The 21,468-nt window shown below is 71.5% G+C and carries 22 protein-coding genes; 10 read left to right on the top strand and 12 right to left on the bottom strand.

The window, feature by feature from the left end; translation table 11 throughout:
- Positions 1-47 precede the first annotated feature (47 nt).
- Both paaB and paaA read right to left on the bottom strand, forming a co-directional pair.
- Positions 48-377, bottom strand: coding sequence for a 1,2-phenylacetyl-CoA epoxidase subunit PaaB (paaB, locus tag ABH928_RS30045; RefSeq protein WP_370071790.1), 330 nt, complete (start codon positions 375-377; stop codon positions 48-50).
- Positions 374-1,426: a 1,2-phenylacetyl-CoA epoxidase subunit PaaA gene (gene paaA / locus ABH928_RS30040; protein WP_370071789.1), complete on the bottom strand. Its 1,053-nt coding sequence runs from the start codon at positions 1,424-1,426 to the stop codon at positions 374-376. Before paaA ends, paaB begins: the two co-directional genes overlap by 4 nt.
- Positions 1,427-1,561: 135 nt before the next feature.
- Between paaA and ABH928_RS30035 the strand changes: the two genes are divergently transcribed.
- The gene (locus tag ABH928_RS30035) at positions 1,562-3,733 is read left to right on the top strand and encodes a VWA domain-containing protein (protein WP_370071788.1); all 2,172 of its coding nucleotides are present in this window, start codon (positions 1,562-1,564) and stop codon (positions 3,731-3,733) included.
- Positions 3,734-3,746: 13 nt separating this feature from the next.
- On the opposite strand, the gene ABH928_RS30030 is transcribed toward ABH928_RS30035, so the two are convergent.
- Entirely contained in the window at positions 3,747-5,156 is a 1,410-nt protein-coding gene (locus ABH928_RS30030; protein WP_370071787.1) for an aminotransferase class I/II-fold pyridoxal phosphate-dependent enzyme, read from the bottom strand.
- A 77-nt stretch (positions 5,157-5,233) separates the two neighbouring features.
- On the opposite strand from ABH928_RS30030, the gene ABH928_RS30025 reads away from it, so the two are divergent.
- The 4 genes from ABH928_RS30025 to ABH928_RS30010 all read left to right on the top strand — a co-directional run bounded on the left by ABH928_RS30025 (position 5,234) and on the right by ABH928_RS30010 (position 8,526).
- Positions 5,234-5,869, top strand: coding sequence for an FMN-binding negative transcriptional regulator (locus ABH928_RS30025; protein WP_370071786.1), 636 nt, complete (start codon positions 5,234-5,236; stop codon positions 5,867-5,869).
- Positions 5,870-6,023: 154 nt separating this feature from the next.
- On the top strand, positions 6,024-7,436 hold the full coding sequence (locus tag ABH928_RS30020) for a sugar porter family MFS transporter (RefSeq protein ID WP_370071841.1): 1,413 nt from the start codon (positions 6,024-6,026) through the stop codon (positions 7,434-7,436).
- Between the two features lie 55 nt (positions 7,437-7,491).
- Positions 7,492-8,229, top strand: coding sequence for a hypothetical protein (locus ABH928_RS30015; RefSeq protein WP_370071785.1), 738 nt, complete (start codon positions 7,492-7,494; stop codon positions 8,227-8,229).
- A 90-nt stretch (positions 8,230-8,319) separates the two neighbouring features.
- Entirely contained in the window at positions 8,320-8,526 is a 207-nt protein-coding gene (locus ABH928_RS30010; RefSeq protein ID WP_370071784.1) for a hypothetical protein, read from the top strand.
- Between the two features lie 22 nt (positions 8,527-8,548).
- Here ABH928_RS30010 and ABH928_RS30005 read toward each other — a convergent pair whose 3' ends face one another.
- The 3 genes from ABH928_RS30005 to ABH928_RS29995 all read right to left on the bottom strand — a co-directional run bounded on the left by ABH928_RS30005 (position 8,549) and on the right by ABH928_RS29995 (position 10,130).
- The gene (locus ABH928_RS30005) at positions 8,549-8,776 is read right to left on the bottom strand and encodes a hypothetical protein (RefSeq protein ID WP_370071783.1); all 228 of its coding nucleotides are present in this window, start codon (positions 8,774-8,776) and stop codon (positions 8,549-8,551) included.
- Positions 8,777-8,899: 123 nt separating this feature from the next.
- A complete protein-coding gene (locus ABH928_RS30000; RefSeq protein ID WP_370071782.1) occupies positions 8,900-9,328 on the bottom strand; it encodes a hypothetical protein in 429 nt (142 codons plus the stop codon).
- A 97-nt stretch (positions 9,329-9,425) separates the two neighbouring features.
- A complete protein-coding gene (locus ABH928_RS29995) occupies positions 9,426-10,130 on the bottom strand; it encodes a TetR/AcrR family transcriptional regulator (RefSeq protein WP_370071781.1) in 705 nt (234 codons plus the stop codon).
- Positions 10,131-10,273: 143 nt separating this feature from the next.
- Here ABH928_RS29995 and ABH928_RS29990 point away from each other — a divergent pair, with 143 nt between their 5' ends.
- Positions 10,274-11,497 (top strand): saccharopine dehydrogenase family protein, encoded by a 1,224-nt coding sequence (locus tag ABH928_RS29990; RefSeq protein ID WP_370071780.1) that lies wholly within the window; start codon positions 10,274-10,276, stop codon positions 11,495-11,497.
- Between the two features lie 48 nt (positions 11,498-11,545).
- On the opposite strand, the gene ABH928_RS29985 is transcribed toward ABH928_RS29990, so the two are convergent.
- Positions 11,546-12,958 (bottom strand): ricin-type beta-trefoil lectin domain protein, encoded by a 1,413-nt coding sequence (locus tag ABH928_RS29985; protein WP_370071779.1) that lies wholly within the window; start codon positions 12,956-12,958, stop codon positions 11,546-11,548.
- A gap of 368 nt (positions 12,959-13,326) precedes the next feature.
- Between ABH928_RS29985 and ABH928_RS29980 the strand changes: the two genes are divergently transcribed.
- Positions 13,327-15,180: a ricin-type beta-trefoil lectin domain protein gene (locus tag ABH928_RS29980; protein WP_370071778.1), complete on the top strand. Its 1,854-nt coding sequence runs from the start codon at positions 13,327-13,329 to the stop codon at positions 15,178-15,180.
- 55 nt (positions 15,181-15,235) lie between these two features.
- Here ABH928_RS29980 and ABH928_RS29975 read toward each other — a convergent pair whose 3' ends face one another.
- On the bottom strand, positions 15,236-15,442 hold the full coding sequence (locus ABH928_RS29975) for a hypothetical protein (protein ID WP_370071777.1): 207 nt from the start codon (positions 15,440-15,442) through the stop codon (positions 15,236-15,238).
- Positions 15,443-15,546: 104 nt separating this feature from the next.
- Here ABH928_RS29975 and ABH928_RS29970 point away from each other — a divergent pair, with 104 nt between their 5' ends.
- The gene (locus tag ABH928_RS29970; RefSeq protein ID WP_370071776.1) at positions 15,547-15,756 is read left to right on the top strand and encodes an antitoxin; all 210 of its coding nucleotides are present in this window, start codon (positions 15,547-15,549) and stop codon (positions 15,754-15,756) included.
- 90 nt (positions 15,757-15,846) lie between these two features.
- Here ABH928_RS29970 and ABH928_RS29965 read toward each other — a convergent pair whose 3' ends face one another.
- Positions 15,847-16,359 (bottom strand): Clp protease N-terminal domain-containing protein, encoded by a 513-nt coding sequence (locus ABH928_RS29965; protein ID WP_370071775.1) that lies wholly within the window; start codon positions 16,357-16,359, stop codon positions 15,847-15,849.
- Positions 16,360-16,785: 426 nt separating this feature from the next.
- Here ABH928_RS29965 and ABH928_RS29960 point away from each other — a divergent pair, with 426 nt between their 5' ends.
- On the top strand, positions 16,786-17,301 hold the full coding sequence (locus ABH928_RS29960) for an HAD domain-containing protein (protein WP_370071840.1): 516 nt from the start codon (positions 16,786-16,788) through the stop codon (positions 17,299-17,301).
- Between the two features lie 25 nt (positions 17,302-17,326).
- On the opposite strand, the gene ABH928_RS29955 is transcribed toward ABH928_RS29960, so the two are convergent.
- Positions 17,327-17,971 carry a PadR family transcriptional regulator gene (locus ABH928_RS29955; protein WP_370071774.1) on the bottom strand — a complete coding sequence of 215 codons (645 nt, stop codon included), beginning with the start codon at positions 17,969-17,971 and terminating at the stop codon, positions 17,327-17,329.
- 149 nt (positions 17,972-18,120) lie between these two features.
- Here ABH928_RS29955 and ABH928_RS29950 point away from each other — a divergent pair, with 149 nt between their 5' ends.
- Positions 18,121-18,999 (top strand): PhzF family phenazine biosynthesis protein, encoded by an 879-nt coding sequence (locus ABH928_RS29950; protein ID WP_370071773.1) that lies wholly within the window; start codon positions 18,121-18,123, stop codon positions 18,997-18,999.
- Here ABH928_RS29950 and ABH928_RS29945 read toward each other — a convergent pair.
- Positions 18,980-19,780: a CPBP family intramembrane glutamic endopeptidase gene (locus ABH928_RS29945; RefSeq protein ID WP_370071772.1), complete on the bottom strand. Its 801-nt coding sequence runs from the start codon at positions 19,778-19,780 to the stop codon at positions 18,980-18,982. The genes ABH928_RS29950 and ABH928_RS29945 overlap by 20 nt on opposite strands.
- A 127-nt stretch (positions 19,781-19,907) precedes the next feature.
- Positions 19,908-21,407 (bottom strand): glutamate--cysteine ligase, encoded by a 1,500-nt coding sequence (locus tag ABH928_RS29940; RefSeq protein WP_370071771.1) that lies wholly within the window; start codon positions 21,405-21,407, stop codon positions 19,908-19,910.
- Positions 21,408-21,468 lie beyond the last annotated feature (61 nt).

Below are 21,468 nucleotides of genomic sequence, written 5' to 3'. Positions count from 1 at the left end.
CTACGTGGGTGCGGGTGGACCAGTTGTGTCGGACCGGATGTGGGGGATCAGATGTGCGGGACGTCGTCGGGGATGGCGTAGAAGGTCGGGTGACGGTAGACCTTGTCGCCGCTGGGCGAGAAGAACGGGTCCTTCTCGTCCGGGGTGGAGGCGGTGATGGCCTCGGAGCGGACCACCCAGATCGAGACGCCCTCGTTGCGGCGGGTGTAGAGGTCGCGGGCGTTGGTCAGCGCCATCCGCTCGTCGGCGGCGTGGAGCGAGCCGACATGGACGTGGTTGAGGCCGCGCTTGCCGCGCACGAAGACCTCGTACAGGGGCCAACTCCCCTGCGGGGCCTGGGGAGTCTGCGGGGCCTGCGGAGACTCGGGGCTGCTCATGCGGCCGTTCCTTCCTGATTCTGCTGCGTGTCGGCGGCGCGTGCCTCGGCACCGCGTGCTTCGGCGGCGCGGGCCTGCTGCTTGGCTGCGTGGGCGAGGGCGGCCTCGCGTACCCAGGCGCCGTCCTCGTGGGCCTGACGGCGCCGGGTGATCCGCTGCTCGTTGCAGGGGCCGTCACCCTTGATCACCCGCATCAGCTCGTCGAAGTCGGGCGTGCCGAAGTCGTGCGAGCCGCGCTCCGCGTTCCAGCGCAGCTCCGGGTCGGGGAGGGTGACGCCGAGCTTCTCCGCCTGAGGCACCGTCATGTCGACGAAGCGCTCCCGCAGTTCGTCGTTGCTGTGGCGCTTGATCCGCCAGGCCATGGACTGGGCGCTGTTGGGCGAGTCGGTGTCCGGCGGGCCGAACATCATCAGCGAGGGCCACCACCAGCGGTCCACGGCGTCCTGCACCTGGGCGCGCTGGGCGGCACTGCCGGACATCATGGTCAGCAGCAACTCGTAGCCCTGGCGCTGGTGGAAGGACTCCTCCTTGCAGATCCGGACCATCGAGCGGGCGTAGGGACCGTAGCTGGAGCGGCAGAGCGGCACCTGGTTGCAGATGGCCGCGCCGTCGACGAACCAGCCGATCACGCCGACGTCGGCGAAGCTCAGCGTCGGGTAGTTGAAGATCGAGGAGTACTTCTGCCGCCCGTTGAGCAGCCGCTCGGTCAGCTCGGCGCGGTCGATGCCGAGCGTCTCGGCGGCGGAGTAGAGGTAGAGCCCGTGTCCGGCCTCGTCCTGGACCTTGGCGAAGAGGATCGCCTTGCGCCGCAGCGAGGGGGCCTTGGTGATCCACTCCCCCTCCGGCTGCATGCCGATGATCTCGGAGTGGGCGTGCTGGGCGATCTGCCGCACCAGCGTCGCGCGGTAGCCGTCCGGCATCCAGTCGCGCGGTTCGATGCGGTGGTCGTGCGCGATGGTCGCGTCGAAGTGCGCGGAGAGCTCGGCGAGGTCGGCCGGCTCGGTGGCGCCCTCGCCGCCGGTCGCCGGTGCCACGTGGGTGCTGCTCATGTCTGCATGCCCCTCCGGGATCAGGTACTACCACCAGACTACCGAACGGTCGGTCGGGTCACAAGACCGCTTCGGCCCGCGACGGCACTTCGGCAAAGCCCTTGCTGTCCACACCACAACGGGCAGGATGAGCGCATGACGGCGATGAGCAAGGGCGCGAACGCCCCGATCCCCACCACAGAGCTATCGGCGGAGGTCAGCTGGAGCAAGGGCGCGGGCGTCCCGGACGTCGACGTCTCCGCTCTGCTGCTGGACTCGTCCGGCAAGGTCCGCTCGGACGAGGACTTCGTCTTCTACAACCAGCCGAACCACCCCTCGGGCGCGGTCCGGCACGCGGGCGACGGGGTTCGCGTCGCCCTCGGCTCGGTCGAGCCGGGCATCGACCGGATCGTGGTCGCCGCCTCCGCCGACGGCGGCACCTTCGGGCGGGTCCCGGGCCTGACGCTGCGCGTCCTCGGCCCGGACGGGAGCGAGGCCCTGCGCTTCGACATCGCCTCCGCGACGACGGAGACCGCGTTCGTCTTCGGCGAGTTCTACCGGCGCGCCGGCGCTTGGAAGTTCCGGGCGGTGGGCCAGGGTTACGACACCGGCCTGGCCGGGCTGGCGACGGACTACGGCATCTCGGTCGACGAGGACGCGGCGGCCGCACCGGCACCGGCACCGGCGTCGCCACCCGCCTCGCCCCCGAACCCCGCTGCCGCCGCGCACCCGCACGGGGTGGACCCGCGCCTGCCCGCTGCGGCGGCTCCGGCTGCCGCAGCGGCTCCCGCCCCCACGCCGCCGGCCCCGGCCCCAGCGCCCGCCCCCGCTCCGGCAGTTGCTCCGGCAGCCGCGCAGCACGCGCCCGCCGCCCCGGAGGGCTTCGGCCCGCCGCCGGTCGCTTCGCCGCCGCCCCAGCCGTACCCCGCGCCCGCCGCTCCGCCCTCGCCGCCCGCGCCGTCCGACCCGAACCTGGGCACGCCCGGCACCGCTCCGCCCGCGCCCGCGATCTTCGGCGGAGGCGGACACGTCGAGCCAGGACTGCAGAACCTGCCGCCGCTCGAACAGGCTCCGCCCGCACCGTCGGTCTTCGGCGCCGGGGCTCCGAACGCACCCCTCCCCCCGCAAGGGCAAGGACCGGTGTCGGGACAGGGACCGATGCAGGGCAACATGCCCGGCTTCGCCGTGTACCCGACTCCCGCCGACCCCAACGGGCCTGCCGCCTTCGGCGGCGCACCCGTGCAGGCCGGCTACGGCCCGGCCGACCCGGGCCCGCAGCAGCAGCCCCCGCAGGGCTTCCCCCAGCCCTACCCTCAGGACCCTTACCAGCAACAGCAGTTCCAACAACCGCAGTACCAGCAGCAGCCGTACCAGCCCGGCATCGGCGGGTCGGGCGGACAGGGCGGCCAGAGCGGACCGGGTGCCGCGGCCGGTCCGGGTGATCCGGGTGGCGGGCCGGGCAGCAGCGCCGTCAGCCTGAAGAAGCAGAAGCTCATCTCCCTGGAGAAGTCCCTGGCCGACCAGGGCGACCACCAACTGCTCGACCTCACCAAGAAGGCTGCCGTCAGCCTGGAGAAGCGCGGTCTGGGCGAGCACACCGCCCGCGTCGCGCTCTGCCTGGACATCTCCGGTTCGATGCACAAGCTCTACCGCACCGGCAAGGTGCAGGCGCTGGTCGAGCGCGTGCTCGCGCTGGGGATGCGCTTCGACGACAACAGCGAGATCGACGTCTTCCTCTTCGGCTCGCGCGGCCATGTGGCGGGCACCGTCAGCGTCGGGTCCTACCAGGGATGGGTCCAGCGGATGCTGAACCAGTACCCGCTGGAGGGCGGCACGGACTACGCGGGCGCGATCCGGCTGATCCGCGAGCAGTACTTCGGCAGCTCGGACCTGCGCAACGCGCCGCTCGCCGACCAACAGCCGGTCTACGTGATGTTCCTGACGGATGGTCACACCACCAGCGAGCAGCAGACCCGTGCCCAGGTGACCGCGTCCAGCTACGAGCCGCTGTTCTGGCAGTTCATGGGCATCGGCCGGTCCTCCCGCTCGGTGGACGCGCCCACGCAGCACCAGATCGCGCCGCAGCCCTCGCACGGGCTCTTCGGCAAGCGCTCGCGCCAGCCACGGGTCGACAACTGGGGCACCGGCACCTTCCGGTTCCTGGAGGAGCTGGACGACCTGCCCGGCCGCTTCCTCGACAACGCCAACTTCTTCGCCGTCGAGGACCCGCAGAACGTCGGCGACGAGCAGCTGTTCGAGCTGATGATGAGCGAGTACCCCGGCTGGCTCCAGCAGGCCCGCAGCCGCGGCATGCTGCCGCCCGCCTGATCCACCTCGACAGCTACACCCCGCGCGTCAGGTGGGGGCGGCGGTGCAGGACGTGGGCGACGTCGTCGGCGAGGCGCGAGCAGTCGGCGACGTCGAGCGTGGAGACGGTGATCCGGACCCCGGGCGGGGTGTCGAGGCGGAAGCGCGCGCCCGGGGCCACCGCCCAGCCGCGCTGCAGCAGCCCGGCGACGGCCGCGGTCTCGTCGGGGACCGGCACCCAGACGCACAGCCCGCTGCGTCCGTGTGCCGTGACGCCGCGCTCGGCCAGCGCGGCGAGCAGCGCGTCGCGCCGACGCCGGTAGGACGCGACGCCGGAGGCCGGGTCGTAGGACTGCCAGAGCGCGGCGGCGGTGCGCTGGAGCAGGTGGCTGACCCAGCCCGCGCCGAGTCGCTGCCGCCCGCGGATCCGGGCGACCGTGTCCGGGTCGCCGGTGAGCACGGCGACGCGCAGGTCGGGGCCCAGGGACTTGGCCGCCGAGCGGACCACGGCCCAGTGCCGGACCGTGGGTGTCCCGCTCTCCGCCGTCCCGACGTTGTCCGCCGTCCCGCCGTCCGCCGCCCCGATGTCGTCCAGCCCCCGCGCACCGATCGCCAGCGTGCGGTAGTCGCCGTCGACGATGCCGTGGCCGTGGTCGTCCTCGACCAGCAGCACGTCAGGGTGCCCGGCCAGCAGCGGACGCAGCTCGGCGGCGCGGTGAGCGCCGAGGGCGGCGCCGGTCGGGTTCTGGGCGCGCGCGGTGAGGACGACGGCGCGGACGCCCGCGTCGAGCGCCGCGCGCAGGCCTGCGACGGTCGGTCCGTCGTCGTCGACGGGCATCGGGACCGGACGCAGACCGAGCGCGGGCAGCAGGTCGAAGAGGCTCCCCCACCCCGGGTCCTCGACCGCGACCGCGTCGCCAGGCCGCAGCCACGCCTGGAAGAGCCGCTCCTGCGCGTCGAGCGAGCCGGAGAAGACGCCGAGCGCGTCCACCGGAAGGCCGTCGTCCGCGAAGGAACGGCGGGTCAGCTCCAGCAGCAGCGGGTCGAACTCGGGGCCGCCGTACCGTCCGGCCGCCGGGTCCGTGCCGTGACCGGCGGCGGCGAGCGCCGCGGCGGGGTCGGGCAGCAGCCGGGCGTCGGGGTTGCCGTCGGCGAGGTCCCGGACGCCCGCCGGGACCTCCAGCGTCCCGTAGTCGCGCGGGGCCAGCACGGGACGCGGCAGGACGCGACTACCACGCCGCCCCGCCGTCTCGATCACGCCCCGGTCGCGCAGCAACCGGTAGGCGGCGGCGACCGTGTTGGGGTTGACGCCCAGTTCGCCGGCGAGATCACGCAGCGGCGGCAGCGCGGCGCCCGGCTCCAGCGCCCCTGCGGACACCAGCGACTCGATCTCAGCGGCGATCTCAGTGGCACGACGCCCGACGATCCGATAATCTCCTAGCACAAAGAAGACTATGCACTAGTTCAATAGCGCCCGCAACCCGGCACGCCGGCACAGCACGACCTCTGGGGGTCACCGTCATGCTCATCCATCCCTGGGACCTCGCCGACGAGAAGACCTGGCGCCCCTGGCTCGCCGGGCGCGACTTCGGCACGCTGGCGGCCAACGGACCGGACGGCGAGCCGCCGATCCTGGTCCCGACCCACTTCCTCTTCGACGAAGGGGCCGGTCCGGACGGCAGCGACGAAGTCGTGCTCCACCTGGCCCGCCCGAACTCCTTCTGGGCCGCGGTCGAGGCGAGCCCCCGGGTCACCCTCGCCGTCACCGACGACTACGCGTTCATCCCCGGCACCTGGCGCGCCGCGGAGGACACCGCGCCCGAGCACGGCGTCCCGACCAGCTACTACGCCTCGGTCCACCTGATCTGCACGGCGAGTGTCGTCGACGATCCGGCCGCGAAGGCGGCGCTGATGGACCGTCAGTACGCACGCTTCCAGCCGGACGTCGCGCACGAGCCGATCGTCCCCGGCCAGGCCCCGTTCGGGAAGATGCTCTCGGCGATCAGGTTCCTGCGTCTGCGCGTCGACGAGGTGCGGGCCAAGGCCAAGTACGACGACCACAAGGACGACGCCCTCGCCGCCCGCGTCCGCACCGGGCTGACCCGGCGCGCCCGCCCGCTCGACGGCGTCGTCGCGGAGCGCCTGCGACGCGGGTAGGCGCACACCGCCGGGCAAGCAGAAACGTTGCTCCATCCGGATGATCCCGGGCGTCGGACGGCCCGTGCACCGGCCGCGCCTGCACGGCCCGGTAGATGCCGGTTCCTAGGCTGCCCCGACGGACCGTCACATCCGAGCAGCTCCGGGAGCCACACTGTCCAGCAGCCGATCGTCCACCACCTCCGCCGAAGGCCACCTCGGGCACGTCGTCTTCATCGCCGCCGCGGCGGCGATGGGCGGCTTCCTGTTCGGCTACGACAGCGCCGTGATCAACGGCGCGGTCACCGGCATCCAACACCACTTCCACGTGGGCAACGGCGAGACCTCGCTGGTGGTCTCCGCCGCGCTGCTCGGCTCGGCCGTGGGCGCGGTGAGTGCCGGCTGGCTGGCGGACCACTACGGCCGGATCAAGGTCATGCAGCTGGCTGCGCTGCTCTTCGCAGCCAGCGGTCTGGGGACCATGTTCCCGCCCAACATCGTGATGCTGGGCGTCTGGCGCGTGATCGGCGGTATCGCCATCGGCATCGCCTCGGTGGTCGCCCCCGCCTACATCGCGGAGGTCGCGCCGCCGGCGGTCCGCGGGCGGCTGGCCTCGTTCCAGCAGGCCGCGATCGTGCTGGGCATCTTCATCTCCCAGCTGATCAACTACGCGCTCAACCAGGCGGCGGGCGGCAACCCGAACGACCACCTCGGGGGCATCCAGGCGTGGCAGTGGATGCTGGGCGCGGAGACCATCCCCGCGCTGATCTACGGCCTGATGTCGCTGGCCATCCCGGAGTCGCCGCGCTACCTGATCTCCAACAACGACCTCGACCGTGCCCGCAGCGTCCTGGCCGACGTCGAGGCGCCCGGCACCGACGTCGACGCCCGGATCGCCGAGATCCAGCACGTCATGGCGACCGAGCACAAACCGCGCCTGAAAGATCTGCTGGGCGGACGCTTCGGGCTGCAGGCCATCGTCTGGATCGGCATCGGCGCGTCGGTGTTCCAGCAGTTCGTCGGCATCAACGTGATCTTCTACTACTCGTCGCTGCTGTGGCAGTCGGTGGGCATCAACGCCAGCAACTCGCTGCTGATCAGCGTCTCGACCTCGCTGGTCAACATCGTCGGCACGGTCGTCGCCGTGGTCCTTGTCGACCGCATCGGCCGCCGCCCGCTGGCCCTGGCCGGTTCGGCCGGCATGGCGGTCACCCTGGGCATGGCCGCCTGGGCCTTCTCCTACCGCGTCGGCACCGGCACCAGCGCCCATCTCGCCAACACCCAGGCGACGGTGGCCCTGGTCGCGGCGCACCTCTACGTGTTCTGCTTCGCCTTCTCCTGGGGCGTGGTGGTCTGGGTCCTGCTCGGCGAGATGTTCCCGAACAAGATCCGCGCGCTGGCCCTCTCGGTCGCCGCCTCGGCGCAGTGGCTCGCCAACTGGGCCATCACCGTGAGCTTCCCGACCATGGCGGACTGGAACCTCTCGGCGACGTACGTCATCTACGCCTGCTTCGCGGTGCTTTCCATCCCCTTCGTCTACTTCTTCATCCGCGAGACCAAGGGCAAGGCGCTGGAGGAGATGGGCTGACCTGCCCTGACCTGCCCGGCTTTGTGACCTGACGGTTCGCCGGGAGACTGTTCCGGTGACCAGGACGATGTACGACAGTGTCGACGTGGCGTCACTTCCGGCCGGGGCACCGCTGTATGCGGGTTACCTGGACGGCAGCTACGCCAACGTGCCCCAGCTGCGGGCCCGCTTCCCGCACGCCGTGATCGTGGAGATCGTGGTCTCCTCGCAGAACGACGGCGGCCACGTCCTGGACGTGGAGCAGTACGACGCCGCCCCGCAGGAGGCGCCCGGCTGGGTGCAGCGCCGCCGGGCGGCGGGCGTGGATCCGTCCGTGTACTGCAACTCGTCCACCTGGCCCTCGGTCCGCTCCGCGTTCCAGGGCCAGGGCGTGGCCGAACCGCACTATTGGATCGCCCAGTACGACGGAGACCCGGCGATCCCGGGCGGGGCGGTGGCCAAGCAGTACAACGACCTCGGCGGATACGACATCTCATCCGTGGCCGACTACTGGCCCGGTATCGACCCTCAGGAGCCCGACGTGCCCCTCTCCGAAGCCGACGCGCAGCTGGTCGCCAAGACGCTGCTGTCGACCACCATCCCGAACCAGTTCCGCAAGGACGCCGCGGGCCACCCGGTGAACACGCCGGTCAACGCGTTCTTCACCTTCGGTGACCACCACTACGACGAGCTCTCCGGGCAGCTGTCGGGGCTGACGACCCAGGTGTCGGAGCTGACCAAGCAGGTCGCGGCACTGTCGGCGGCCGTGGCCAAGCTGACCACCCCGGCCACGCCGGTCACGCCCACCGCGTGAGTTGAGTACGCGCGCCGTGAGCGCGTCCGCGCGGCATCGCCCGGACGCGCTCCGGTCGCGGGCGGCCGGGCCGCACCGCAGCCTGGATCCATGAACAACCTCACCGGTCGTGGACGCGTGACCGTTCGGGCGGAAGCCGCCCTGAAGCGCCGCGGCGTCACCGAGGAACGCGAGTACGTCACGGGCCAGATCCGGTTCGACGGGCCGTGGGTCCACGTCGAGTCGACCGAGAACGCGGGCGAGATGCGGTCCTTCCCCGCTCACAGCGTCCTCGAGGTCCGCTGGTCGCCGAACTAGGGCCTGTCCCGGACGTGAGGACTCACGGCTGGTCAGGCCGCTCGTTACGGGCACGGGCCTCCGCCGCCGCCTGGAGGGCCTGGAAGTAGGCCTGCGCGCGAGGGGCCGCCTCCAGCGCGGCCTGCTGCTCCTCGGGCGTCGCCCGCGGCAGGTTGTAGCACTCCCAGGAGCAGCGCCCGTACGGGGTCCACGGGGTCACCTCGCCGCACCCCTCACAGACCATCACGTCGACTCCCGGCGGGCCACTCATGCCGCTCACCTCGACCTTCTCGCGCTCCGCTTCGGCTCCGCTCCGCTGCACCTCAGCTCGCCGCTCACCTCTACCTTCTCGCGCTCCGCTTCGGCTCCGCTCCGCTGCACCTCAGCTCGCCGCTCAGGCTCCCGCCGCCGAGTTGAACCGGTCCAGCGCGAACCAGAGCAGCATCCCTGCGTCCACGAGCGCGATGCCGACGGCCATCAGCCCCGCCGCGACGGCGAGCCGGTCGCGCAGACGTTCCGGCAGGGCCGACACCGCGGGCAGCAGCTCCGAGCCGCCCGTGAGGTGCACCGCGAACAGCGGCAGTGCCAGCCCGACGGCCCCGGCCAGGACATGTGGCAGCAGGCCGATCCCGTGGGCGCGGGAGACGTGCAGTCCGGCGACCGTGGTCGCGAGGGCGGCGAGGAGCAGCACGCCGACCAGCACCCCCGACGCGATCCGCTGCTCCCGCTCCGCGCCGGAGGCGGGCAGCAGGGCGGGGCCACGCCCGGGGAGGCGTACCGGGAGGCGTGGGGTCTTCGGCGCGGTCGCTTCGTGCGTCGCCATGGTGGCTTCCCTTCCGGCTGCAGTCGCGCTCCGTGCGCCCATGATCACTCCGCGCCGGATCCCCCGCACCTCGGGCTGCGCCGTTCGACGGTCCCGACTACCGGGGCGTCTCCAGCTCTGCCGCGGCTGCGGCCAAGAGCAGGTCCTGCGCCGCCGGGTAGGCGCTGGCGTTCATCCGCTGCGCCAACAGGCGCGCGGTCGCGGCAATGTGCGGGTGGGTGTCCTGCGGCAGGCGGGCGTAGGTGGCCTGCCAGACCGCCTCGTCGGCGCGGCGCGCCTCCTCGGGCAGGGCCAGGGACGCGGCGTCGAGTGCGGCGAAGGCCAGGCTCTGGTCGATGAACACGTGATAGATCCGCACCGCCGCCGGATCGGCGAAACCCGCGCCGCGCAGCAGGCCGAGGACGGCCTCGTCGGCCGCGATCTCGTGCTCACGCCCGCTGACCCGGCTGGCGGCCAGCACTGCGGCCTGCGGGTGGGCCAGGTAGGCGGCGTGGATGCGCAGGCCCAGGGCGCGCAGGTCGGTCCGCCAGTCGCCGGTGGGGGCCCAGCCGGCCATCGCCCGGTGCATCAGCTCGTCGGCGATGGCCCGGGTCAGCTCGTCCATGCCGCGGAAGTACCGGTAGACCGTGCTGGCGTCGGCGCCGAGGGCCAGGCCGAGACGGCGCGCGGTCAGCCCCTCCACGCCGTGCTCGCGCAGCATCCGCAACGCGGTCTCCACGATCAGCTCGTGGGTGAGGACCGTGCCCTGCTTGGTCGGACGACGCCGCCGTCGCGCCTCGTCCGGGACCACTGGTTTTGCCATGTCGGCAAGGCTAACCCCTTATGCCAACGTGGTTGACGTTCAGTGCGTACCGGCGTTGGATCGAGACACGGCCGCTCAACCGTGATCAATCACTGCAAACCACCCTGAACTGCCGCGTAACCCGCTCTTCCGAGGAGTCCCCCATGCGTGTTCTGCTGGTCGGCGCCGGCGGTGTCGGCTCGGCGATCACCAAGATCGCTGCCCGTCGCCCCTTTCTGTCCCACATGGTCGTCGCCGACTACGACCTCGACCGCGCCCAGGCGGCCGTGGCCGCGCTCGGCGCGGACCGGGCGGTCCGCTTCAGCGCGGCCCGGCTGGACGCGACCGACCGGCCCTCGGTCGAGGCGCTGCTCCGCGCCGAGCGCTGCGACGTGCTGCTCAACGCCACCGACCCGCGCTTCGTGCTGCCGCTCTTCGAGGCGGCGCTGGCGTCGGGCGTGCACTACCTGGACATGGCGATGTCGCTGTCCCACCCGCACCCCGAGCGCCCGCACGAGCTGTGCGGGGTCAAGCTGGGCGACGACCAGTTCGCCCGCGCCGAGGCGTACGAGAGGGCGGGCCTGCTGGCCCTCGTCGGCATCGGCGTCGAGCCGGGCCTGTCGGACGTCTTCGCCCGCTACGCGGCGGACGAACTCTTCGACGAGATCGAGGAGATCGGCATCCGCGACGGCGCCAACCTGACCGTCGAGGGCTACGACTTCGCGCCGTCGTTCAGCATCTGGACCACGATCGAGGAGTGCCTCAACCCGCCCGTCGTCTACGAGGCGGACCGCGGCTGGTTCACCACCGCCCCGTTCAGCGAGCCGGAGGTCTTCGACTTCCCCGAGGGCATCGGCCCGGTCGAGTGCGTCAACGTCGAGCACGAGGAGGTGCTGCTGGTCCCGCGCTGGGTCGACGCCAAGCGGGTCACCTTCAAGTACGGCCTGGGCGACGACTTCATCGGCAAGCTCAAGACCCTGCACGCCCTCGGCCTGGACAGCACCGAGCCGCTCACCGTGCCCTCCTCGCTGGGCCCGGTCCAGGTCTCGCCGCGCGACGTGGTCGCAGCCGCGCTGCCCGACCCGGCGACGCTGGGCGAGCGGATGCACGGCAAGACCTGCGCGGGCACCTGGGTCAAGGGCGTCAAGGACGGGCAGCCCCGCGAGGTCTACCTGTACCACGTCGTCGACAACCAGTGGTCGATGCGCGAGTACGGCTCCCAGGCCGTGGTCTGGCAGACGGCGATCAACCCGGTCGTCGCGCTGGAGCTGCTGGCCACCGGCGCGTGGAAGGGCCAGGGCGTACTCGGCCCGGAGGCCTTCCCGCCCAAGCCCTTCCTCGAGCTGCTGAACGTCTACGGCTCACCGTGGGGCATCCGCGAGCAGTAGGCGGACGCGCCACGCCCGAGCCGGGGTGACACGTCAGTCACGGCATCGTCAACTCGGCAGCGTCCACTGCTGGTTGGCGGTGCCGCCGCAGTCCCAGATCTGCGCCTGGGTGCCGGGCGTGGTGGACCAGTTGGTGTCGTCCAGGCACCTGCCTGACTGCGGGTTCAGCAGGGAGCCGTTGGTCTGCGGGACCCAGACCTGGGCGCCGGTGCCGTTGCAGTCGTAGAGGTCAACCGTGGTGCCGTTGGCGGTTCCGCCGCTGTTGACGTCCAGGCACTTGCCCAGCACCTGAAGGGTGTTGCCCGAGCCGACCGTCCACTGCTGCGCGGCGCTGCCGTTGCACGTGTAGACCTGGACCGGGTTGAAGTTCGCCGTCGACGCCGACCGGTCGTCCAGACACAGGCCGCCGTAGCCCGTGATCTGTCCGGTGGACCCGCCACCGCCGCCGGAGGTGCTGCCGGTGAGGGCGTTGAAGGTGGAGGCGAACTGGTAGGGGTTCTGACTTGTGCCGCTGCAGGTGTCGGAGAGGGTGCCGTCGCTGGCGCACGCCTGGTCCCGACCGAGGGCCCAGTAGGAGAGCTCCTGGACGCCGTTGGTCTGCGCGAAGCTCTCGAGCGTTGCGGCGTCGCCGGTGGTGAAGACCTCGTTGGTGGAGTCGTTGACGCCGATCATCGGCGTGTTGCCCTCCATGGCCCACAGTTGCGCCGACGTCTTGCTCGGCCAGATCTGGCCGAGCTGGCTGTACAGGCCCTGTGCGGCGCTGACGGCGGCCTGTCCCATCTCCTCGTTGGGCCCGTAGTCCATGGTCATGATGTTGACCAGGTTGACGTTCAGTCCATGGCTTGCCGCGTTGTCGAGCAGGCTGAGGGAGTTGGCCTCGAGGCCGGTCGGGTCGACGGGCAGGGTGTAGTCGACCGAGAGCGTGCGCCCCTGGGAGGCGTAGTAGGTCTGCAGGTTGGCCAACGCCTGGTTGCGGCGGTCGTTGGCGGCGGTGTCGTCCAGAGCCGACCCCTCGACGTCCAGGTCGATCCGGGTGAGGTTGAGCGTGTCTATGACCCGCTGGTACTGCGCCTGCAGATCCGCCACCGTGCCGCAGGCCTGGGCGAGTTCGGTGCCGGAGGCGCCGCCGAAGGAGACGATGACGTCCCCGCCCGAGGCGCGCAGCGTGTTGATCGCGCCGGTCCACCCGGCGTCGTCGATCGCGGTGGACCCGTTGAAGGTGGCGTTGCAGGTGCCGTCACTGATGACGAACGCAAGGGTGTAGTACTTCAGGCCGGTCGCGGACTCCGCCGACGCGATCGCGCCGGGCGAGTTCCAGGTCTCGACGTAGGGCGCGGCGTACTGGGCCGGGAAACCGGGGCCCGGATTGGCTGCTGCGTGGGCCGCCGGCGCGGCGAACAGCAGGGCAGAGGCGGCGGTCAGTAGGGCGGCGGCCGGTGTGCAGGCATGGCGAAGGCGCATGACGACTCCGTGGGGGTGTGGCCGGGATGTGGGGGCAGCGCGGCCGAGCGGTCGGAGTCAACTAGAGCGGCGTTGGGGCGTCAAGAGAGTCGGAGAGCGAGCGTCGCCGGCGGAGGATCACGCCAGGTTCGAAATATGCAGGTCCGTCATATCTGACCTGAGCATTCAACAAATGACCCCAAGAGGGCATCCGCCGAGATCTGCACAATCGGAATCATCGCCTCGCCTTGGGCGTCATCCCAAGCTGGCGGCGCAGGTCGTCATCAGTTCCACAGCGAACGGTCACCACTCTTGACGATGCCATGACTTCAAGAGTTCAATCACGGCACGCCCCAGTCCCATCCGCCCCCACGCGAAGGACTACGCCCATGCGGTCGAAAAGGCTGCCTGCCCTCGTTGCCGGAGTGCTCGTGGCCTCCGGACTCCTGCTCGGCACCCCCAGCGCCCACGCGGCCGGGCCGACGGTGAACATCTGGCTGACCACCACCTCCGACTCCGCCGGACGGACCGTCACCCAGGGCCTGCAGCAGCAGAGCCCGATCACGTTCTCGTCCGGCACCGGAAGTTCCGCAGCGACGGTCGACGTCGACGAGAACACCCGCTACCAGCAGTTCACCGGTGCCGGGGCCTCGTTCACCGACACCGCCGCCTGGCTGATGAACAGCAGCGGCGCACTCAGCACCGCCACCCGCAACGCGGTGATGACCAACCTCTTCGATCCCGTCAACGGCATCGGCCTGGACTTCCTGCGCAACCCCATGGGCGCCTCGGACCTGGCCCGCTACAACTACACCTACGACGACATGCCGAGCGGCCAGACCGACCCGACGCTCGCGAACTTCTCCGTCGCGCACGACCTGGTGGACGTGCTGCCCCTCACCAAGCAGGCTCAGCAGCTCAATCCGGACCTGAAGGTGATGGCCACCCCGTGGACCGCGCCGCCGTGGATGAAGGACAGCGGCGCCTACAGCCAGGGCTGGCTCCAGTCCCAGTACTACGCCGCCTACGCGCAGTACTTCGTCAAGTACATCCAGGCCTACAAGGCCCAGGGCGTGCACATCGACTACGTCTCCCCGCAGAACGAGCCCACGTGCTGCAGCGGCTACCCCTCGATGCAGTGGAACGCCAGCGGGCTGGACTACTTCACCGGCACCGACCTGCTCCCGGCCTTCCACGCCGCCGGGCTGACCACCAAGGTCCTGGCGCTGGACTGGAACTGGGACGACTACGACAACTACGCCGCACAGACCGTCAACGACGCCGCCGTGCGCAACGACCCGCTCTTCGGCGGGATCGCCTGGCACGGCTACAGCGGGGATCCCACCGAGCAGACCACCGTCCACAACGAGTACCCGAACGTGGACGCCTTCGACACCGAGCACTCCGGCGGCACCTGGATCGCGAACCAGCAGCAGGAGGACATGGAGAACATCGTCGACTACACCCGCAACTGGGGTAAGTCGGTGGTGAAGTGGTCGCTCGCGGTGGACCAGAACATGGGCCCGCACAACGGCGGCTGCGGCACCTGCACCGGACTGATCACCGTGCACAACGGGGACGCGCGCAGCGGGCAGGTGGACTACAACATCGAGTACTACGACCTCGGCCAGCTGACCAAGTTCGTCAAGCCGGGCGCCTACCGGATCGACTCGACCGCCAGCACCGCCGTGCCGAACGTGGCCTGGCTCAACCCCGACGGTTCCAAGGCGGTGGTCGCGTACAACGCCACCGGCGGCTCCGAGCCGTTCACGGTCAACTGGGGCGGCCAGCACTTCACCTACACCCTGCCCGCGCAGACCAGCGCGACGTTCACCTGGTCCGGCACCGCCCCGGCAACCCCGACCGGACAGATCACGGGCTACGGCGGCAAGTGCGTCGACGTCGCCGGCGCCAACACCGCCAACGGCACCGCGGTCCAGCTCTACGACTGCAACGGAACCGGCTCACAGCAGTGGACGGTGGCAGCCGACGGCTCGCTCCAGGCGCTCGGCAAGTGCATGGACGTCACCTCCGGCGGTACGGCCAACGGTACCCAGATCCAGCTCTACGACTGCAACGGAAGCGGCTCACAGCAGTGGCAGCCCCAGGCGAACGGCTCGCTGCTCAACCCGCAGTCCGGCCGCTGCCTGGACGCCACCGGCCCGAGCTCCGCCAACGGCACCCGGCTGCAGATCTGGGACTGCACCGGCGCGGCCAACCAGCAGTGGACGCTGCCCTCATAACCTCTCGGCCTCGGCTGACCTCTGCCGGCCCTCCGGCCTCGGCTGTTCCGACCGGTCACTCGCCAGGCCACTCCCCGGGGTGGTCCAGCCAGACGACGAGGTCCGCGGAGTACGGGTCCTCGCCGGGGTAGTCCTCCCCCATGCGCTCCTCGAACTCGCGGCGCGTCATCGGGACGTGGTGCGCGCCACGGAAGGAGACCAACCGGAACTGGTGGTCGTCCCCGAAGAGGCCGACCTGCACCGGAGGCTCGGTTTCGCTCATGGCCCCAGCGTGCGACGCGGTCGGGCGCGCCGCTACCCGAGTGGCGGCATCGGAGGCACGGGAGGAACGTGGTGCGTACCGCACACCGGGAGGAGAAATCCGCCATGAGCGTTATCGACAAGGTCAAGGGCCTGCTGCACGGTCACGAGAGCCAGGCCTCCAAGGGCGTGGACAAGGCCGGCGACATGATCGACCAGAAGACCGGCGGCAAGTACCAGAGCCAGGTCGACACGGCACAGAACCAGGCCAAGAAGCAGATGGGCGCCGACGGCCAGGCACCGGAGCCTCCCGTCGACGGCGGCCAGTCGGCCTGATTGCCGCGCACAGCCCGCGCGCCGGAGTCCGGCGCGCGGGCTGTGCGCGGCTTGCGCCCCGGTTGCGCACGGGTTCCGGCGCCGGCGTCGTCACCAGGCGGTACGCTCCGCGGCCGCCTGGGTGCGGCAGCGCTGGACCACCGCGGCGGGGTCGATCGCGGCGCCCCGCAGGATCTCGGCGGCGCGTGAGTCCGGGAGTGCCGCCACCTCGGCGAGGAGGTCGAGCACCGTGCCGGAGGCGCGACGTACCGCGCGATCCAGCGCCTCCGCGGCGGGCACGCTCCAGGCGAGTCCGGCCGAGCGCTCGGACTCGCGGTCGGCCGCGCCCTCACCCAGGCGCCAGAGGCGCCCGAAGCCGATGCTGCGCTGGACCAGGTAACCCATCAGCCGGGTGGCCTGGACCGGCATCGGCGCGGCCACGCCGAGCACCGAGTCGTCCGACTCCAGCAGCGCGTGCAGCAGGTGGCCGGTGTCCACCTCCGGGTCCCCGGCGCGCAGCGCCCGTCGGCGCGCCCGCGCAGCGACCGCCGCGAGCGGCCCGACCGGCTGCGGCTGCTCACGGTGCGCGGCGGAAGGCGCACTCCGCCGAGGGTCTACTGGCACAGGGATCCACCCACGGTCGAACGGGGAGAGCCGGACACGAACAGGGAAAGCCGGACAGAGGCAGAGCCGGACAGGGACACGGTCGCGGGCGCGCGGACCGGTGGGGCCGCGCGGCGGCAGAGGTGCACGCCGGTCGGTCCTGCGGTACCCCGGCAGTCTGCTGCGCAGGGTGACCATTCGTCAACCCACAGATACGATCTTCCCATGGTCGCGCGCAGGTCAGCGCCTGCGTTCGGGTCCGTGTTCGCCGTACGAGCTGCGGCGATGCGCCCGGGGCGAGGGTAGTGCGCCACCGGCGCGTGCATGCTGACCCCGGCGCGTGCGCCTGACGGACGCCCCCATCGGGCTGCAACCACCGGGTGTCCGCAACCGTCGAACACTGAGCGGGTCCTGTCCCGCGTCCATCTGTCCCCTGGAGCCGGAGTCCTGATCGCCGACCACGCGGAGCGCCGCCCTCGCGCGAGCGCTACGTCAACTCCCAAGCCGCTGCTGTACCTTGACATCGACGGCGTGCTCAACCCGGTCTGTCCGCACCCGGACAGCGGGTACCGCCGCCATCTGCTGCTCCGCAGCGAGGTCGAGGTGCTGCTCAGTCCCGCACACGCGGTGTGGCTGCGGGAGTTGGCCGAGGTCTACGACCTGGCCTGGGCGAGCACCTGGGAGGCGTGGGCCAACCACTGCATCGCGCCGCTGCTCGGCCTGCCCGAACTGCCGTGGGTGGCCTGCGGATCGAGCGCGGGGAGCCCGGACGGGGACTTCGCGCCCATCGTCCGGCACGCGGCGGGACGGCCGTTCGCCTGGGTGGACGACCTGATCCCGCCGCGCCTGCTCCGGCGCTACGCGCACCGCTCGGACGTTCTGTTGCTGCCGGTCGAGCCCGGTCAGGGGCTGCGTCGCGGACACGTGGACCGGCTGCTCTCCCGCCCGCCGACCGCGGTCTGACGGGACGACAGTTCGGCACGGCTGGTCAGCCTTGCCGCTCCGGACCGGTGCCGCCGCCGTCCGACGGCGCGGGGGTGGGCTCGTTGTCGGCGTCCGCGAGGATCAGGTAGAGCCGCTTGCGGGCGTCGGCCAGCACGGCGAGCGCCTTGGCGCGCTGGGCGGGGGTGCCAGTGAGGGCGACCTGCCGCAGCGCGTCCTTGAGCGCACCGCCGGCGCTGGCGAACTCGCGGACGATCTCCCAGTGTTCGCCGCGACCGGCCTCCTCCCAGGGCGCCTCGGGGCCCTGGTCGGCCTCACCGCGACCCGTCTCGGTGAGGCGGAACAGCTTCTTGCCGCCCTCCTCGTCGGTGGCGATCAGGCCTTCCTCGTCGAGCAACTGCAGCGTCGGGTAGACCGAGCCGGGACTCGGCCGCCACGACCCGCCGGAGCGCTCGGCGATCTCGCGGATCATCTCGTAGCCGTACATGGGGCGCTCCTTGAGCAGCGCCAGGATCGACGCGCGCACGTCGCCACGACGCGCACGCCCGCCGTGCCGTCCGCGCCCACGGCCGCCGCCGGGGCCACCGGGACCGAACGGGCCGGGACCGCCGCCGAAGCCGGGCGGGCCGAACTCACCGAAGGCGGGGCGGCCGGAACGGGCACGGGGATCAAAGGGGTGTCGGGATCGCATGATCGTTCTCCTTGCATGGATGTGGTTCGACAGTCTTACGACTGTCTCGATGCATCAACGATATATCGGTAACTGTCGTTCGGCAATCCCTTTCGAACGAGAGCGGAGCGGGCACGCGCTCGCTCGTCAGCGGGGCATAGCCTGCGATCATGAGGATCCGGATCATCGACGCCTTCACCGACGAACCCTTCGCGGGGAACCCCGCCGCCGTCTGCCTGCTGCCGCCGGGACCGTGGCCGGACGAGCGCTGGATGCGGCGCGTGGCCACCGAGTTGAACCTCTCCGAGACGGCCTTCGCCCGCCCGCTGGAGGGCGCCGAAAGGGACGCGAGCGCCGCGGACTGGGCGCTGCGCTGGTTCACGCCCGCCGTGGAGGTGGGCCTGTGCGGGCACGCCACGCTCGCCACCGTGCACGCGCTGGCCCAGGACGGGCGGCTGTCGGAGGGTGGCCGGGTCGCGTTCGCCTCGATGCGGAGCGGGGTGCTGCGTGCCGAGACGGCGGCCGACGGCGCGATCACGCTCGACTTCCCTGCCAACCCGACCACCCCGGGCACCGCCCCGGAGGGGCTGACGGAGGCGCTCGGCGGAGCGTCATGGCTCGGCGTGCACACCACGGGCGCCCTCGGCGACCTCCTGGTCGAGCTGGCGACCGAGGCCGAGGTACGGGACCTGCACCCGCACCACACCCGACTGGAGACGCTGGACGTGCCGCGCGGCGTGATCGTCACCGCGCCCGCCGCGGCCCCTGAGGCGTCGGGCTACGCGGTGGTCTCGCGCTGGTTCGGGGTGAGTGTCGACGTGGGCGAGGACCCGGTGACGGGCAGCGCGCACACCGCGCTCGGCCCGTTCTGGGCGGCTGCGGAGCGGCTGGGGCGCGCGGAGTTCGCCGCCCGGCAGGTCTCGCCGCGCGGCGGCACCGTGCGGGTGCGCGTCGACGGCGACCGGGTGCTCCTGACCGGCCGCGCGGTCACCGTCCTGGACGGAACCCTGGCTGCGAGGGCAGGAGAGGTCAGGTCGGCAGCCAGCTGACGTGCCCGGCCAGGAGCACGTAGCCGACGAAGGCGACCGAGTCGATCAGCGTGTGGGCGATCGCCAGCGGCGTGACCCGGCGCCAACGGCGGTACAGGTAACAGAAGATCACGCCCATCACCACGTTGCCGAAGAACCCGCCGACGCCCTGGTAGAGGTGGTACGACCCGCGCAGCAGCGCGCTCGCCGCGACCGCCGCCGGCCAGCTCCAGCCGAGCTGGCCGAGGCGGCGCAGCAGGTAGCCGACGACGATGACCTCCTCGACGACGGCGTTCTGCGCGGCGGAGAGGATCAGCACCGGGATCCGCCACCACACGTCCGGCAGCGTGCTCGGCACCACCGTCAGGTTCGCCCCGGAGGCCCGCGCGCCCAGGTAGAGGAGCAGGCCGGAGCCGCCGATGCAGGCGGCGACGACCGCGCCCTTGCCGAGGTCGCTCCACTTGCGGGTGAGGTCGAAGCCCAGCGCCCGGATCGAGGACCGCTCGCGGAGCAGCAGGTAGGCCACCAGTGCCACCGGAACGAGTGCGGTGACGATGTCGAAAAGGTGCCAACTCAGGTCCAGCCAGGGCCGTCCGGGCGTGATGGTGCCGTTCAGGGTCGCCTGCTGCGACTTGAGCGAGACCGGCGCGGTGACCGAACCGAGGAAGCTGATCACCGCGCTGACACCACTCGCGCCCAGCGAGAGCGCGAGGACCAGGATCAGCTCCTGCCCCAGCAGGCGGCGAGTGAACGGCGCCGGCGAGGGCAGGGCGTCCAGCGTGTCGGTGTCGGTCGTGCTCACGTGTGCGGCTCCGGGCGTGCGTCCGACAGTGCGGTCGGCCCGATCATCGCACAGCGCGATTTGTGTTCCGGGCCTTCCGCACCGCAGGTTCGCACCGCCTTCCGCGCCACGGGTTCGCACCGCGCCTTCAGCGCAGCGGCCAGGTGTGGACCGGCTCACCTCCCCGGGACAGCTCCATGTAGCGGCGGGTCATCGCCGCCAGCGCCGGTCCCCGCTCCAGCCCCTGGCGCTCGAGACCGTCGTGGAAGACCGAGCTCTGCCAGGCCGCGCCGTTGATCCCGGTGCGGCAGCGGCCCTCGATGATGCCGAGGTAGCGGTCGCGGTCCACCGGATCGACGCCCCAGGCGTCCAGGCCCTTGGCGGCCAGCGGCAGCAGTTCGCTGCGCACCAGCTCCCTGGCGGGCGTCCGGACGAGCCCGCCGCCGCGTCGGCCGCCGCGCGGCCACCACAGCTCCGCGTCGATGCCGAGGCGGGCGCCGGTATGGAAGTTCTCCGTCGCGAGCTCGAACGGGAGCCGTTGCCAGACGGGTCGCGACTGGTCGGCGAGCGCCCGGACCAGGCCGTAGTAGAACGCGGCATTGGCCAGGGTGTCGACGACGGTCGGCCCGGCGGGCAGGGCCCGGTTCTCGACCCGCAGGTGCGGCACACCGTCGGCGACGTCGTACACGGGACGGTTCCACCGGTAGACGGTGCCGTTGTGCAACCTCAGTTCGCGCAGGCGGGGGATGCCGCCCGAGGCGAGGGTCTTCAGAGGTTCCTCCTCGTCGCAGATCGGCAGCAGCGACGGGAAGTAGCGCAGGTTCTCCTCGAACAGGTCGACCACCGAGTCGATCCAGCGCTCGCCGAACCAGGTGATCGGCCGGACGCCCTGCGACTTCAGTTCCGCCGGACGGGTGTCGCACGCTTGCTCGAACAAAATCGGCCGCGTCTCCCGCCACAGCTCCCTGCCGAACAGGAACGGCGCGTTCGCCCCCATCGCCAGCTGTGCGCCGGTGATCGCCTGGGCGGCGTTCCACACCCCCGCGAAGCGGCGCGGTGTCACCTGCAGATGCAGCTGCATCGAGGTGGCGGCGGCCTCGGCGACAATGGAGACCGCGTCGACCCGCAGCCGCTCCACACCCTGGATGTCCAGCGTGATGTCCTCGCCGCGAGCTGCGAGGATGCGGTCGTTGAGCAGCCGGAAGCGGTCGCCCGCGGAGATGTTGTCGAGCACGGCGTGGTCGGTGGTCAGCGTCGGCAGGATGCCCACGGTGACGATCCGGGCCCCCTCCCGGGCCGCACGCCGGTCGGCGTAGGCGAGGCCGACGACCAGTTCCTCCCGCAGTTCCTCGAGGACCCGGCCACCCAGGCGGTGCGGGGCGCTGTTGAGTTCGATGTTGAACTGCCCCAGCTCGGTCTGGAAGTCCCCGCTGGCGATCGACTCCAGCACCGACTCGTTCCGCATGGTCGGCAGGCCGTCCTCGTCCGCCAGGTTGATCTCGATCTCCAGGCCCATCATGGCCCGTGGTCTGTCGAAGCGGTCCTCCTCCAGCAGCAGTCGAAGCGCGTCGACGCACTGGCGCAGCTTCCGACGGTAGAGTTGACGGTCCGCCAGATCTGCGTTACTGGCGGCCACCTTCTCCCCCATGGGCGCCATCCCTCCCTCGGTCGGGCGTAGAGGGAGCATGCCCCGAAGGGGTGATCGACTA

This window comes from Streptacidiphilus sp. MAP5-3, assembly GCF_041262505.1.
Lineage (GTDB): Bacteria > Actinomycetota > Actinomycetes > Streptomycetales > Streptomycetaceae > Streptacidiphilus.
Note: the sequence above shows the minus strand (reverse complement) of the source record. Positions and strands in the feature narration are given on the sequence as shown.

Coding starts and splice junctions, on each gene's coding strand:
- ABH928_RS29990 (WP_370071780.1), top strand. CDS start 10,274: ATGCGTGTTCTGCTGGTCGGCGCCGGCGGTGTCGGCTCGGCGATCACC.
- ABH928_RS29970 (WP_370071776.1), top strand. CDS start 15,547: ATGAGCGTTATCGACAAGGTCAAGGGCCTGCTGCACGGTCACGAGAGC.
- paaB (WP_370071790.1), bottom strand. CDS start 377: ATGAGCAGCCCCGAGTCTCCGCAGGCCCCGCAGACTCCCCAGGCCCCG.
- ABH928_RS30010 (WP_370071784.1), top strand. CDS start 8,320: ATGAACAACCTCACCGGTCGTGGACGCGTGACCGTTCGGGCGGAAGCC.
- ABH928_RS29975 (WP_370071777.1), bottom strand. CDS start 15,442: ATGAGCGAAACCGAGCCTCCGGTGCAGGTCGGCCTCTTCGGGGACGAC.
- ABH928_RS29985 (WP_370071779.1), bottom strand. CDS start 12,958: ATGCGCCTTCGCCATGCCTGCACACCGGCCGCCGCCCTACTGACCGCC.
- ABH928_RS29955 (WP_370071774.1), bottom strand. CDS start 17,971: ATGCGATCCCGACACCCCTTTGATCCCCGTGCCCGTTCCGGCCGCCCC.
- ABH928_RS30035 (WP_370071788.1), top strand. CDS start 1,562: ATGACGGCGATGAGCAAGGGCGCGAACGCCCCGATCCCCACCACAGAG.
- ABH928_RS29950 (WP_370071773.1), top strand. CDS start 18,121: ATGAGGATCCGGATCATCGACGCCTTCACCGACGAACCCTTCGCGGGG.
- ABH928_RS29940 (WP_370071771.1), bottom strand. CDS start 21,407: ATGGGGGAGAAGGTGGCCGCCAGTAACGCAGATCTGGCGGACCGTCAA.
- ABH928_RS30000 (WP_370071782.1), bottom strand. CDS start 9,328: ATGGCGACGCACGAAGCGACCGCGCCGAAGACCCCACGCCTCCCGGTA.
- ABH928_RS30025 (WP_370071786.1), top strand. CDS start 5,234: ATGCTCATCCATCCCTGGGACCTCGCCGACGAGAAGACCTGGCGCCCC.
- ABH928_RS30005 (WP_370071783.1), bottom strand. CDS start 8,776: ATGAGTGGCCCGCCGGGAGTCGACGTGATGGTCTGTGAGGGGTGCGGC.
- paaA (WP_370071789.1), bottom strand. CDS start 1,426: ATGAGCAGCACCCACGTGGCACCGGCGACCGGCGGCGAGGGCGCCACC.
- ABH928_RS29995 (WP_370071781.1), bottom strand. CDS start 10,130: ATGGCAAAACCAGTGGTCCCGGACGAGGCGCGACGGCGGCGTCGTCCG.
- ABH928_RS29980 (WP_370071778.1), top strand. CDS start 13,327: ATGCGGTCGAAAAGGCTGCCTGCCCTCGTTGCCGGAGTGCTCGTGGCC.